This is a genomic window from Streptomyces sp. NPDC107521 (assembly GCF_055598485.1).
Map to the genome: position 1 here is coordinate 1 of NZ_JBVKAT010000041.1, position 13,500 is coordinate 13,500.

Annotated in this window: 12 protein-coding genes and 1 pseudogene; all 13 read right to left on the minus strand. The window is 73.2% G+C overall.

The window, feature by feature from the left end:
• Positions 1-166, minus strand: a 166-nt coding sequence (locus ACZ7LB_RS31615; RefSeq protein ID WP_471473109.1) for a flavodoxin-dependent (E)-4-hydroxy-3-methylbut-2-enyl-diphosphate synthase, incomplete at its 3' end; no start/stop codon positions are given.
• Positions 167-170: 4 nt separating this feature from the next.
• Positions 171-1,193, minus strand: coding sequence for an adenosyl-hopene transferase HpnH (gene hpnH, locus ACZ7LB_RS31620; protein WP_471473095.1), 1,023 nt, complete (start codon positions 1,191-1,193; stop codon positions 171-173).
• A 5-nt stretch (positions 1,194-1,198) separates the two neighbouring features.
• Positions 1,199-1,840 (minus strand): phosphorylase family protein, encoded by a 642-nt coding sequence (locus ACZ7LB_RS31625; RefSeq protein ID WP_471473097.1) that lies wholly within the window; start codon positions 1,838-1,840, stop codon positions 1,199-1,201.
• On the minus strand, positions 1,840-3,885 hold the full coding sequence (gene shc / locus ACZ7LB_RS31630; protein WP_471473099.1) for a squalene--hopene cyclase: 2,046 nt from the start codon (positions 3,883-3,885) through the stop codon (positions 1,840-1,842). Before shc ends, ACZ7LB_RS31625 begins: the two co-directional genes overlap by 1 nt.
• 152 nt (positions 3,886-4,037) lie before the next feature.
• Positions 4,038-5,102 (minus strand): polyprenyl synthetase family protein, encoded by a 1,065-nt coding sequence (locus ACZ7LB_RS31635; RefSeq protein ID WP_471473111.1) that lies wholly within the window; start codon positions 5,100-5,102, stop codon positions 4,038-4,040.
• A gap of 68 nt (positions 5,103-5,170) precedes the next feature.
• Positions 5,171-6,649, minus strand: a pseudogene (hpnE, locus tag ACZ7LB_RS31640) (hydroxysqualene dehydroxylase HpnE); the annotation flags it as partial.
• A gap of 82 nt (positions 6,650-6,731) precedes the next feature.
• Positions 6,732-7,682, minus strand: a complete 951-nt coding sequence (gene hpnD / locus ACZ7LB_RS31645) for a presqualene diphosphate synthase HpnD (RefSeq protein WP_471473101.1) — start codon at positions 7,680-7,682, stop codon at positions 6,732-6,734.
• Entirely contained in the window at positions 7,679-8,581 is a 903-nt protein-coding gene (gene hpnC / locus ACZ7LB_RS31650) for a squalene synthase HpnC (protein ID WP_471473103.1), read from the minus strand. The genes hpnD and hpnC overlap by 4 nt, the downstream gene beginning before the upstream one ends.
• A 378-nt stretch (positions 8,582-8,959) precedes the next feature.
• Complete coding sequence (locus tag ACZ7LB_RS31655) at positions 8,960-9,739, minus strand: ABC transporter ATP-binding protein (protein ID WP_265296523.1); 780 nt, start codon at positions 9,737-9,739, stop codon at positions 8,960-8,962.
• On the minus strand, positions 9,732-10,661 hold the full coding sequence (locus ACZ7LB_RS31660) for an ABC transporter permease (protein WP_471473105.1): 930 nt from the start codon (positions 10,659-10,661) through the stop codon (positions 9,732-9,734). Before ACZ7LB_RS31660 ends, ACZ7LB_RS31655 begins: the two co-directional genes overlap by 8 nt.
• A 108-nt stretch (positions 10,662-10,769) precedes the next feature.
• Complete coding sequence (locus ACZ7LB_RS31665) at positions 10,770-11,615, minus strand: glycosyltransferase family 2 protein (RefSeq protein WP_471473113.1); 846 nt, start codon at positions 11,613-11,615, stop codon at positions 10,770-10,772.
• Between the two features lie 44 nt (positions 11,616-11,659).
• Entirely contained in the window at positions 11,660-12,439 is a 780-nt protein-coding gene (locus ACZ7LB_RS31670) for a CDP-alcohol phosphatidyltransferase family protein (RefSeq protein WP_471473107.1), read from the minus strand.
• Positions 12,417-13,478: an iron-containing alcohol dehydrogenase gene (locus ACZ7LB_RS31675; RefSeq protein WP_161227500.1), complete on the minus strand. Its 1,062-nt coding sequence runs from the start codon at positions 13,476-13,478 to the stop codon at positions 12,417-12,419. The genes ACZ7LB_RS31670 and ACZ7LB_RS31675 overlap by 23 nt, the downstream gene beginning before the upstream one ends.
• Between the last annotated feature and the right edge of the window lie 22 nt (positions 13,479-13,500).

Consider the following 13,500-nt stretch of genomic DNA (forward strand, 5'->3'; position numbering starts at 1 on the left):
GCAACGTCGCACCCACGTCCGACGTCCGCGTCGTCGTCATCGACTGCACCGACACCGGCGCGTCACCACCCACCGCCACCGACCCGACCTGAATCCGCCGCGACGCGCGCCGCGGGGCCAGGGGCCGGGCCGGTACCGGGGGAACACCGAGGGACACGGCGCTCACCGCGTCACTCCTTGTTTCCCGAGACGGTCTCGCGCATGGCGCGCAGCGACTCCTTGAGGGAGCCCATGGTGGCCAGCACCGCCGTCGGCTCGTACCCGCAGTGCGCCATGCAGTTGGCGCAGCGCGGGTCCTTGCCCCGGCCGTACTTGTCCCAGTCGGTCTCCTCGATGAGCTGCCGGTAGGTCGGGACGTAGCCGTCGCTCATCAGGTAGCAGGGGCGCTGCCAGCCGAAGAGGGAGTAGTTGGGGATCGCCCAGGCGGTGCAGGGGAAGTCGACCTTGCCCTCCAGGAAGTCCAGGAAGAGCGGGGAGTGGTTGAGGCGCCAGCGGCGGCGGTTGCCCCCGGCGAAGGCCTTCTTGAACAGCTCGCGGGTCTGCTCGACGCCGAGGAAGTGCTCCTGGTCGGGTGCCTTCTCGTAGGCGTAGGCGGGCGAGATCATCATCTCGTCGACCTGGAGGTCGTCGTTGAGGTAGTTCATCACCTCGACGATGGTCTGCGGGGTGTCGGTGTTGAAGAACGTCGAGTTGGTGGTCACCCGGAAGCCGCGCCGCTTGGCCTCCTTGATGGCCGCCACGGCCTCGTCGAACACGCCCTCCTTCGCCACCGACTCGTCGTGCCGCTCGCGCAGCCCGTCGATGTGGACCGCGAAGGCGAAGTACGGGGACGGGGTGAACTTGTCCATCTTCTTGCGCATCAGCAGGGCGTTGGTGCAGAGGAAGACGTACTTGCGACGGGCCACCAACTGGCGGACGATCTCATGGATCTGGGGGTGCATCAGGGGCTCGCCACCGGCGATGGACACCATCGGCGCCCCCGACTCCAGCACCGCGCCGACCGCCTGGGCGACCGGCATGCGCTGCTTCAGCACCCCCGCCGGGTGCTGGATCTTGCCGCAGCCCTCACAGGCCAGGTTGCAGGCGTAGAGCGGTTCCAGCTCCACGATCAGCGGGAACTTGTCCCGCTTGCGGAGCTTCTGTTCGGCCAAGTATGTAGCGACCTTGATGGACTGGCGCAGCGGCATGGCCATCGGGCTCACCTCCTGGGGAGCAGCAAGGAACGGTGCCATTCGAAGAATGCGGGTAGGACGGACCGGAGGACGCGGAAGGCAGATATTCCCCCGCGCAGGGTCCCGATCCGGACGAGTTCGTGCTCCGGGGCGTCGACGACCACCCGGACGGCGGCAACCGGACGGCTCCCCGCGCGGATCGCGGTGAGCAGGGTGGCCGCCGACTCCATGTCGACGGCGATGGCCCCGGTGCGGAGCAGATCGGCGCGTTCCGGCCCGCGCACGACGTGGTCCGAGCCGGTGAGCGGCCCGGTGTGGACGGTGCGGCCGGGGACGGCGCGCGCGATCTCCTTGACGAGCCGGTCGGTGGCGACGCAGCCGACCGTCCCGCGCGGGTCCCGGGTCTCCTCGGCGACGACGAGGTCGCCGGGGTGCATGCCCGGGGCGAGCCCCGCGCAGAAGCCCGTGGCCAGCACGGCGGCGTCCCCGAGCGAGGGGTCGGCCAGGACCCGGGAGACACAGCGCTCGGCCGCCCTCGGACCCATGCCCGTGCGCACCACGGTGACCGGCCCGCCGGCCGCGCCGCGGTCACCGGCGCGCAGGGCGAGGTGCTCGATGCCGAGCGCGCAGGCGATCAGCAGCGGGGCCGTGGCGGGCTGCGGGGCCATCAGCGGCCCTTCACCCCGGCGGCGGGCTCCCGGTCGGCCGGGGGCCGGGTGACGGCCGGTTCGCCGTACACGTAGCGGCCCAGGGCGGTGAGCGGGAACACCTGACGGTAGAGGTGGTAGTTGATGGAGAAGTCCCACGGGAAGCCGGTGCCGGTGAAGTGGGGCTCGTCCCAGGAGCCGTCCTCCCGCTGGGTGGCGACGAGCCAGGCGATGCCGTGCTCGACCGCCGCGGACTCCCTCTCCCCCGCCGCCAGCAGGGCCATCAGCGCCCAGGCGGTCTGCGAGGCGGTGGAGGCGCCCTGGCCGCTCCACTCCCTGACGTGCCGGTAGGAGCGCAGGTCCTCGCCCCAGCCGCCGTCCTCGTTCTGGACGGACTCCAGCCAGGCCACCGCGCGGCGGATCGCCGGGTGGCCGCCGGGCAGTCCGGCCGCGACCAGGGCGGGGACGGCGGACCCGGTGCCGTAGACGAAGTTGACGCCCCAGCGGCCGAACCACGAGCCGTCGGCCTCCTGTTCGTCGAGCAGCCACTGGACGCCGCGCCGGGTGCGCGGGTCGTGGGCGAGCCCCTCGGCGGCGAGCATCTCGACGACGTGCGCGGTGACGTCGGCCGACGGCGGGTCGATGACCTCGCCGAAGTCGCAGAACGGCAGCCGGTTGGGGAACGGACTGGTGTTGTCGACGTCGAAGGCGCCCCAGGCGCCGTTCCTCGACTGCATCCCGAGGTTCCAGCGGACCCCGCGGCCGATGGCCTTCTCCACCCGCTCCGGGTCGTGGTGGCGGACCCGGCGCAGGGCGAGGACGACCTCGGCGGTGTCGTCGATGTCGGGGTAGTTGTCGTTGTGGAACTCGAACGCCCAGCCGCCGGGCGGGAGTCCGGGCCGCTTGACCGACCAGTCGCCGGGGCGGACGATCTGCTCGCCGAGCATCCAGTCGGCCGCCTTGACCAGTTGGGGGTGGTCGGCGGGCACACCGGCGTCGGCGAGCGCGATGGCGGCCAGGCAGGTGTCCCACACCGGGGACTGGCAGGCCTCGATCATGCGGGCGCCGTCCTCGCGCCACACCGCGAACCGGTCCAGGGACTCAAGTCCGGCGCGCATCACGGGGTGTTCGAGGTCGTAGCCGAGCAGGTGGAGCGCGATGACGGAGTACACGGCGGGCGGCTGGATGCCGCCCCAGCAGCCGTCGTTCTCCTGGCGCTCGATGATCCAGCGGGCCGCGGTGTTCATCGCGGCGCGGCGCAGCCGCTTGGGGGCGAGCCTGCGGTATGCGTGCAGGGCCCTGTCGATGCGCTGGAAGGCGCCGTCCCAACTGGCCGCCGGAGCCAGCGGCCTGGTCGGGCTGGGGTGGGCCGGGTCGGTGTGCAGCTCGTCGAGCGGGAAGGGCGCCGGGCGCACCGGCCGCTTCGCCGAGACGACGGTGAGCGGAACGATGGTCTGGCGGGCCCAGCAGCCGAAGTCGTAGATGTTCAGCGGCACCCAGCTCGGCAGGTAGACGATCTCCGGCGGGAGTTCGGGCAGGTCCTCCCATCTCCACCAGCCGAACAGGGCGAGCCAGATCCGGGTGAAGACACGGGCGGCGGCGATGCCGCCCTGGGCCCGGACCCAGGCCGAGGCCCGGGCCATGTGCGGTGCGTCGGGGTCGTCGCCGGCCAGCCGCAGGGCGACGTACGCCTCGATGGTGGCGGAGAGTTCGGCGGGGCCGCCGTAGAAGGTGGTCCAGGTGCCGTCCTCGCGCTGCTCGCCCCGGATGAAGAGGGCGGCGGCGCGGGTGGTGGCCTCGTCGGAGATGCCGAGGAACTGGCGCAGCAGCAGGTCCTCGGCGTCCATGGTGACGTTGGTCTCGAGGTCGCCCTTCCACCAGCCCTCGGGGTCCTGGCGGGCCAGCAGGAAGTCGGTGGCGCGCTGGGTGGCGCGTGCGGCGGCGCCGGCCGCCCCGGCCGCCGCGTCGGGGGTCGTGATGTGCGTCGTGATGTGGGTGGTGTCGCTGGCCGAGGCTGCGTGGGACGGCAGGGCCGCCCCAGTGCTTCCGTCGGTCGTCGCTGTCATGGCTTCCCCTTCGTGCAGTGTGCAGTGGTGCGTCTGCTGTACGGGTCCGCCGTCGGCCGGGGCTCGTCGGTGCGCCCTCCCCGCTCCGACCGGAGTCGGGGAGGGCGGAGCACCGGCCGGCGACTACGCGAGGGCTATTCGACCGATAGTGATCATCTCTTTCGTACGACGACGAAGTCCGCGAGCGCCGTGAAACCATCCCGTACCTGATCGGGCATGTCCACGGCGCCGAGGGCCTCAAGGGCGATGGTGTGCTGGCGGCGCGCCTCCTCGGCGGTCCACTCGCGGCCCCCGGCCTCCTCGATGAGGGCGGCGCGGGCGGCGAACTCCTCCTCGGAGAAGTTCTCGAAGTCGCTGCTCTTGGCGTCGGCGGCGAGGATCTCCCCGAGCCGCTCGGAGGCGGGGCCGCCGGCCGCGAGGGCGGCCACGACCGGGAGGGACTTCTTGCGCTGGCGCAGGTCGCTCCAGGTCTGCTTGCCGGTGGAGCCGGGGTCGCCCCAGATGCCGAGCAGGTCGTCGACGGCCTGGAAGGCGAGGCCGAGGTGGTGGCCGTAGACCTCCAGGGTGTCGGCGGTGCGGTCGTCGGCACCGCCGAGGACGGCGCCGATGGAGCTGGCGGCGGCGAGCAGGGCGCCGGTCTTGTTGCCCTCCATCTCCAGGCACTCCTCGACGCTGACGCGGTCGCGGTGCTCGTAGGAGATGTCCTGCGCCTGGCCGTCGATCAGGGCCCGGGTGGCGCGGGTGAGGCGGCGGGCGGCGCGGCCGGCGTCGACGCTGCCCAGTTCGAGGAGCACCTCGTAGGCCAGCGCGAACAGGGCGTCGCCGACCAGGATCGCCTGCGCGGGTCCGTGCACCTTCCAGACGGTGTCGCGGTGGCGGCGCTGCTCGTCGCCGTCCATCAGGTCGTCGTGGAGCAGGGAGAAGTTGTGGACCAGTTCCACCGCCACCGCGCCGGGGACGCCCACCCCGGGGGCGGCTCCGGCGACCTCGGCGGAGAGCACCGCGAGCGCGGGGCGCACCGCCTTGCCGCCGTCGCCGTCCGCGGGGTTGCCGTGGGCGTCGATCCAGCCGAAGTGGTAGGCGGCGACGGTGTCCATGGGAGAAGCCAGGCGGTCCACGACCGCCTTCAGGACCGGCGTGGCCAGGGTCCGGCCGCGCTCCAGGAGCGCGGTCACGTCCACCGTGGTCCAGCGAGCGGCCTCGGTGGCCGGGGGCACAGTGGGCACAGTCTCTCCTCCAGTTGCGGTACCGGGAGTGCGGAAGCGGCTCGCGCGCCCGTCGGCTGTCACGCCGCCTCCCCGAGGAAGTCGGGGAGCATGGCGCGGGACCGCCCCAGGGCGGCGAGCGCGGCTCCCGCCGCGCCGACGCCGCTGCGGACCGCACTCTCCATGGTCGCGGGCCACCCGGTGGCGGTCCACGCTCCGGCCAGACAGAGGCCGGGTGCCTTGGTGCGGGGGCCGGGCCTGAGCCGGCCGACACCGGGGGCGGGAGCGAAGGTGGCCTCCCGCTCCCTGGTCACGAAGAAGTCCTCCACCCGGGCGCCCCTGGCGCGCGGCAGCAGCCGCTCCAGCTCGGGCAGGTAGCGGGCGCGCAGCTCGGCCACGGGAGTGTCGATCTCGTCCTGGGCCGTCGACTGGGACAGGGCGAGGTACTGCCCCTCGCGGAGCCCGGAGGCCGCGGTGCGGTCGAAGAGCCACTGCACGGGCCCGCCCAGGGTGGTGAGGAAGGGCGCGGTGAGCACCCGGCGGTCGTAGACCACGTGGATGTTGAGGATCGGCGCGGTGCCGATCTCCAGCAGCCTGCCGGGGTCGTCGAGGGCCCCGTCGGGCAGCAGGCCGTGCGCCTCGCGCTGGGGCACGGCGAGGACGACCGCGTCGGCGTGCAGGCTCTCGCCGGGCAGCCCGACGTCCCAGCCGCCGTCCGCCGCGCGGGTGACGGAGGTGACCCGGGCCCGGAGCCGGAGGCGGGCGCCCGCGGCGTCCAGGGCCTCGCGGGCCAGCCGGTCGTGGAGTTCGCCGAGCGGCACGCTCGCCCAGCCGATGTCGGCGGCGCCGGGCTCGGAGAGCAGGCCGGTCCGGAAGACCATGGCGGCCAGCGCGAGGGAGCTGTCCCCGGCGGTGGCGTTGAGGGTGGCGACGCCGACCAGGTCCCAGAGGGCCTCCACGGCCCGGGCCGACTGACCGTGCGCGGTCAACCAGGCGCCGAAGTTCTGGGCGTCCAGCGCGGGATCGGCCGGGTCGAGGGCCTTCAGGGCGAGCGCGGCCCGTCCGACGCGGGCACGGTCGGCGAGGGAGAGGTGCGGGTAGGTGGCGAGGCTGCGCCCCAGGTGCAGCGGCACGGGCAGGGCGTCGCGGCGCAGCCGGCCGAGCCGCCGCCCCTCGGGCCGGTCCAGGTCGACGACGGGGACGTCCAGGCGCTCCTGGACCGGGGCGAGGTGCGCGCCGCCGACGCGGTCCAGGAACCAGCGGTAGGCGGTGCAGCAGCGCAGGTAGACGTGCTGGCCGTTGTCGACGGTGAGTTCGCCGCGCCGGAAGGAGAAGGCGAGCCCGCCCAGCCGCGGCCTGCCCTCCAGCAGGGTGACCCGCACCCCGGCGTCCGCGAGGGTGAGCGCGGCGGTGACGCCCGCCAGTCCGCCGCCGACCACGACCGCGTGCCGGCCGGGGGGCACCGCGGAGCGGCCCGTGCGCCCGCCCTCGTCGCGGGTGCCGTCGCCGTGCGTCATGGTGCGCCCCTTCCGGTTCCGTGGCCCTGGTGCTCGAACGGGGTACGGCGGACCGTACCCGGCGGGGACGGCTCGGCCCGTCCCGGTTCTGCCCGGCGCGCCGCCGGCCGGGCGGGTGCGCGCATCAGGGACGCCTCCTGACCGCGCGCCGCGCCACGTGCCGGGTGTCCAGTCCGGACAGCCCGCGCACGGCGACGTACGCCTTCTCGTGTCCCGGCAGCGAGACCCGGCCGCGGAGCACCGCCCCGGGGTCGCGCTCGATGCGGTCCAGGAGGCGGCGGTAGATGCCCGCCATGGCGGCTACGCAGGCGCCGCTGCGCCGGTCGAGCAGGGGCAGCAGCCGGTAGCCCTCGGCGAACAGGGCGCGGGCCCGGCGCACCTCGAAGTGCACCAGTCCGGCGAAGTCGGAGCCGGGCGGCGGGACGGGCGCGGCGAACCCGGCGGAGCAGCCGAACTTGGCGAGGTCGTCGGCGGGGAGGTAGGTGCGGCCGCCCTGGGCGTCCTCGCGGACGTCGCGCAGGATGTTGGTGAGCTGGAGGGCGAGGCCGAGCGTGTCGGCGTACTCGGCGGCGCGCTCGGTGCCGCGCGCCCCGGGTTCGGTGCCGAAGACGCCGAGCGAGAGGCGTCCGATGGCACCCGCCACGCAGCGGCAGTACACCTTCAGGTCGTCCCAGGTCTCGTAGTCCTCGCCGCGCAGGTCCATCTGGACGCCGTCGATGAGTTCGTCGAGGCCGCCGAGCGGGATCGGGAAGAGGCGGGCGGCGTGGGCGAGGGCGACGGCGACCGGGTCGGTGTCGTCCTCGTCGACCTCGCCGCGGCGGACCCGGGCGAGCACCGCGCGGGTCTCGTCCAGCCGGGCGGCCTTCACCTCTCCGGGCAGCGGGCCGTCGCCGATGTCGTCGACGCGTCGCGAGAAGGCGTAGAGCGCGGACATGGCGCGCCGCTTCGGCGTCGGCAGCAGCCGGATGCCGTACGCGAAGTTCCGGGCCTGTTGTCCGGTGACGGTCTCGCAGTAGCTGTAGGCGGCGAGTACCGGTGCGGACACGTGTGCCGGCGCCTCCACGGTCCGGATCACCTCTCTCCTCGCAGGGTGGTGCCCACTTCGCGCAGCAGCCGCAGCTTGCCGGGCTTGGGCGGGCCGGGAAGCACGTCGTACTCGGCGGCGGCGACGGCCGCGAGGGCCGCCCGGCCACCCGCCACGAACCCCGCCAGCAGCAGCCGCAGCCTGCCGCGGACGCTGTCCACCAGGGGCGCTCCCTCGTCCAGCAGCGCGCCGGCGCGCCGCGCCTCGAAGGCGATCAGGGCGCGCACGGAGGCGTTCGCGGTGGGGGCGGCCAGGTCGTCCTCGGTGACACCGAAGCGCGCGAGGTCCTCGGCGGGCAGGTAGACGCGGTCCCGGCGCAGGTCCTCGGCGACGTCCTGGAGGTGCTCGACGATCTGCAGGGCCGTGCAGATCACGTCGGAGAGGCGGACGCGCTCGGGGGTGGTGGTGCCGGTGACGCCGAGGACGAGCCGGCCGACCGGGTTGGCGGACAGCTCGCAGTAGGCGAGGAGGTCGTCGTAGGTCCCGTACCGCTTGACGGCCTGGTCCTGGCGGTTGGCGGCGATCAGGCCGAGGAAGGGCGCGGGGGTGAGCGAGCGGCGGCGCACGGTGGGCCGCAGGCGGAGCATCAGGGGGTGGCGGGGGGTGGCGTCGAAGACGCGGTGGAGGTCGGCCTCCAGGGCGTCCAGCATCGCGGTGCGGTCGTCGGCCCGGTCGGCGGGGACGCCGAGGAGGCGGGCGTCGGCACCGCCGGGGGCGAGGTCGCCGTCGCCGATGTCGTCGACGAGGCGGGCGAAGCCGTAGACGGCCATGAGGTCGGCGCGCCAGTCGCGGGGCAGGAAGAAGGGAGCCACGGGGAAGTTCTCACCCGCGGCCTTGTCGAGCGTGCTCCGCTCGGGATCGACGGCGCGCGCCGTACCCGTCACCGTCACTGCCCGCCGCCAGGGACGGGGACGGCGCACGCTGAGCGGAGGTGGGGAGTTTCCGTAGCCATTGCCGTCACATCTCCCGTTCTACACTGCCGACCCAATTCACACTATTTCGGACACGCCGTTCAACCGTCCACCGCGACGGCCCACGTCAGGGTGCCGGGCATTATCGCCCAAGTGCCGCGTTTCGGGTCCGGTACAGCTTACGTTGTACAACTGATCGGTGTCCCCCGGGGTTCCACACATGCTCCCGGGCACCACCAGAACACATAGTCCGGTGTCAAGATTCCACAACGCGCGGGGAGTTGGCGCCCATTTCGCGGGTGCGGGGCCCCGCCGGGAGCGATCCGGCGGGGCCCCGGCGAGCGGTCCGGGCGGCGGCTACTTGCCCGTGAACTTCTCGTACTCCTTGAGCACCTCGTCGGTCGCCCCGTCCATGCGCAGCTCACCGCGCTCCAGCCACAGCACGCGGTCGCAGGTGTCCCGGATCGACTTGTTGTTGTGGCTGACCAGGAAGACCGTGCCGGCCTCCTTGCGCAGCTCCCGGATCCGGGCCTCGGAACGGGTCTGGAACTTGCGGTCGCCGGTGGCCAGCGCCTCGTCGATCATCAGGACGTCGTGGTCCTTGGCCGCGGCGATGGAGAACCGCAGCCGGGCGGCCATGCCGGAGGAGTAGGTGCGCATCGGCAGGGTGATGAAGTCGCCCTTCTCGTTGATCCCGGAGAAGTCGACGATGCCCTGGTAGCGCTCCTTGATCTGCTCCCGGGACATGCCCATGGCGAGCCCGCCGAGGATCACGTTGCGCTCGCCGGTCAGGTCGTTCATCAGGGCCGCGTTGACGCCCAGCAGGGACGGCTGGCCGTCGGTGTAGACCCGGCCCCGCTCGGCGGGCAGCAGGCCCGCGATGGCCCGCAGCAGCGTCGACTTGCCCGAGCCGTTGGAACCGATCAGGCCGATGGCCTCGCCCCGGTGGGCGACGAAGGAGACGCCGCGCACCGCGTGCACCTTGCGCACCCCCCGCTCCTCGCCCCGCCGGAGGATGCGGCTGAGCGCGGCGGTGGCGCTGCCCTTCCCGCCCTTCGCCCCGTTGACCCGGTAGACGATGTGCACGCCGTCCGCGATGACCGTCGGCACCCGCTCGCCCCGCTCGCGCTCAGCCACGGCCGTACCTCTCCTCCGCCTTCCAGAAGTACACGAAGCCGCCGACCGCGACGAGCACGGCCCAGCCCAGGGCGACCGCCCAGACGTGCGACGGGAGGTTCGCCGAGCCGTAGCCGTCGATCAGCGCGAAGCGGATCAGGTCCATGTACACGGCGGCCGGGTTCCACTGGAGCAGGTCCGCGATCCAGGAGGGGTGCTTCTCCAGCATGATCGGGATCGAGAACATCACGCCGGAGGCGTACATCCAGGTGCGCATGATGAACGGCATGAGCTGGGCCAGGTCCGGGGTCTTCGCGCCCATCCGGGCCACGATCAGCGCCAGGCCGGAGTTGAAGAGGAACTGCAGCGCGAGCGCCGGCAGGACCAGCACCCAGGAGAGCGACGGATAGCTGCCGAAGCCGACCACCACCGCGAGGACCACGATCATCGAGGCGAGGAGCTGCTGGAGCTGCTGGAGCGCGAACGAGACGGGCAGCGAGGCGCGCGGGAAGTGCAGCGCCCGCACCAGGCCGAGGTTGCCGGAGATCGCCCGCACGCCCGCCATCGTGGAGGACTGGGTGAAGTTGAAGACGAACACCCCGGTGACGAGGAACGGGATGTACACGTCCTTCGGCATCCCGCGGCCCGCGTTGAGGATCAGGCCGAAGATGAGGAAGTAGACCAGGGCGTTCAGCAGCGGGGTGACCACCTGCCAGAGCTGGCCGAGCTTGGCCTGGCTGTACTGGGCGGTCAGCTTCGCCCGGGAGAAGGCGAGGATGAAGTGCCGCCGTCCCCAGAGCTGACGGACGTACTCGACGAGGGAGGGCCGGGCGCCGCTCACGGACAGCCCGTACTTGTCGGCGAGCTGTGCCGCCGTGAGGCCCTCGTCGGGCGACACGGGCGGACTCACCGCGACCGTGGCGTCGTGCGTTGTCTCACTCACTGATGGAAACTTCCGTCTTCGTGGATGCGTGGCGGACGGTCCCGGCGGGACCGCGGGACGGCCCGCCGGTCGGGAACACGGGCGCGGACGCCCTCGGGTACGAGCTTGTCAGATCACCGGGGGCCGGCCCAGCCGGGTCAGCCGCCACACCGTACGCCACCTCATGGGCCGACGGGGGCCGCACGGGGTAGTCCAGCCCTCCCGGAAGCCGCCGAACCAGGCCCTCAGCGCGGGCCCGGAGGGGCGGCGCAGCAGGGTGAGCAGCATCCAGACCCCGAGGTAGACGGGGACCAGCGGCAGCGGGAGGTTGCGGCGGGCCAGCCAGACCCGGTTGCGGGCGACCATGCGGTGGTAGACCGCGTGCCGCGAGGGCGCCGTTGTCGGGTGGTACAGCACCATGTCCGACCGGTAGTCGATCATCCAGCCCGCGTCCAGGGCCCGCCAGGCGAGGTCGGTCTCCTCGTGGGCGTAGAAGAAGGCGTCGGGCAGGTTGCCCACCTCGGCGAGGACCCGGGTGCGCACCGCGTTGGCGCCGCCGAGGAAGGTGGTCACCCGGGAGGAGCGCATCGGGTCGGAGGCCCGCAGCCGCGGGACGTGCCGGCGCTGGGTCTCGCCGGTCTCCGGGTCGGCGATGCGGAAGCTGACGATGCCCAGCCGGGCGTCGTCCGTGAAGGCCCGGCGGCACAGCTCCGCGGTGTCGGTGCGGGCGAGCAGCCCGTCGTCGTCGAGGAAGAGCAGGATGTCGACGTCGGTGCCGCCGGGCCCGAAGGCCTCGATGCCGACGTTGCGGCCGCCGGGGATGCCGAGGTTCTCGGGCAGCTCCACGGTGCGCACCCCGGCGGGCACCTCGGGGACGGGCGAGCCGTTGCCGACCACGACGACCTCGACGGGGTCGCCGTCCTGCCGGGCGACCGAGTCGAGCAGGGCGCGCAGCTCGTCGGGCCGGTTGCCCATGGTGATGACGACCGCGCCGACCTTCGGGGAGTCCGCCACGCCGGTCACCTCAGCCTGTTCGAGGCGAGGACGGACACCAGGTGGAGCAGGGTCTGCAGCAGGGCGATGCCCGCGAGGACGGCGGTGCCGAGCCGGGTGAAGAAGAGGTCGCCGCGGCCGGCGTCGACGACGGCGAGGACCAGGATCAGCAGCGAGGCCTCGATGCCGAGGATCAGCCGGTGGAACTTGAGCGCCCCGGCGGCCCGGCGGGCGAACGCCATGCCGGAGGAGCGCGGCTCGGAGGCGGCCTCCTGGACCGGGGGCATGCCGTTCTGGTGCCGGGCGACGCCCACCAGGTCGGTCTCCGCCTTGATCAGGACGGCGCCGAGGGCGGCCAGGGTGCCCAGGAAGGCCCACAGCCAGTCGATCCGCCCCTCGCCCCAGAGGTCGGCGGCGCGCAGGCCGAGCCCGACCAGGACGGCGGCGTCGGTGAGGTAGGCGCCGACCCGGTCGAGGTAGACCCCGGCCAGGGAGTACTGCTTGCGCCAGCGGGCGATCTCGCCGTCCACGCAGTCCAGCAGCAGGTAGAGCTGGACCGCGACCACGCCGAGCACGGCGCCGGGGATGCCCGGCACCAGCAGGGCGGGGGCGGCCAGCACACCGCACACGGTCATCAGGTACGTGAGCTGGTTGGGCGTGATCCTGGTGTTCACCAGGTAGCGGTCGATCCGCAGCGAGACCTCGCGCATGTAGAGGCGTCCCGCCCAGTGCTCACCGCTGCGCCGGTCCTTGACCCCCGCGGGATGGACGACCGGGCGTAGTTCAGCTACCGATGGCCTTGACATAGTCGGCGTACAGGTCCTTGATCTGGTCGGTCGTGAGGTCGAGGTGTTCCAGGATGGTGTAGCGGCCGGGCCGGGTCTGCGGGGCGAACTCCACCGCCCGCACGAACTCCTCCGGGGTGAAGCCGATCTCCTCCGGCAGCACCGGAAGCGCGTGCCGGCGCAGCACGCCGGCCATGTCCACCGCCTCCTCGTGGGCGCCGCGCAGGAACATCGCGAAGGCGGCGCCCAGCCCGCACTGCTCGCCGTGGGCGGCGGCACGCTGCGGGAAGAGGAGGTCGAAGGCGTGGCTGATCTCGTGGCAGGCGCCGGAGGCGGGCCGCGAGTCACCGGAGACGGACATGGCGATGCCGGTGAGGACCAGGCCCTCGGCGAGCACCTGGAGGTAGGAGTGGTCACCGACGCCTCCGGGGTGGCGCAGGACGGCCTCCCCGGCCTGGCGGGCCATGGCGGCGGCCAGGCCGTCGACCCGCTCGCCGTTGACCCGGTGGGCCAGCTCCCAGTCCGCGACCGCCGAGATGTTGGAGACGGCGTCGCCGATCCCGGAGCGCACGAAGCGCGCCGGGGCCTGGCGGATGACGTCCAGGTCGATGACGACGGCGATCGGGTTGGGCACGCCGTAGGAGCCGCGCCCCGCGTCGTTGTCGAGGGTCGCGACCGGGGAGCACAGGCCGTCGTGCGCGAGGTTGGTCGGCACGGCGACGAGCGGCAGCCCGACGCGGGCGGCGGCGAACTTGGCGCAGTCGATGATCTTGCCGCCGCCGAGCCCGACGACCGCGTCGTAGTGGCCGCCCTTCATCGCCCCGGCGAGCCGCACGGCGTCGTCCAGGGTGCCGCCGCCGACCGGGAACCAGTCGGCGCCCGGCAGGGACGGGGCGATCCGCTCGCGCAGCCGCGCGCCGGAGCCGCTGCTGACGGCCACGGCGAGCTTGCCCGAGTGGGAGATGCGCTCGTCGGCGAGGACGCACCCGAGGTCGTCGAGGGCTCCGGGGCGGATGTCGACGACGACCGGCGACGGGATGAGCCGCGTCAGTACCGGCACGCGATCTCCCTGCCCCGGGCCA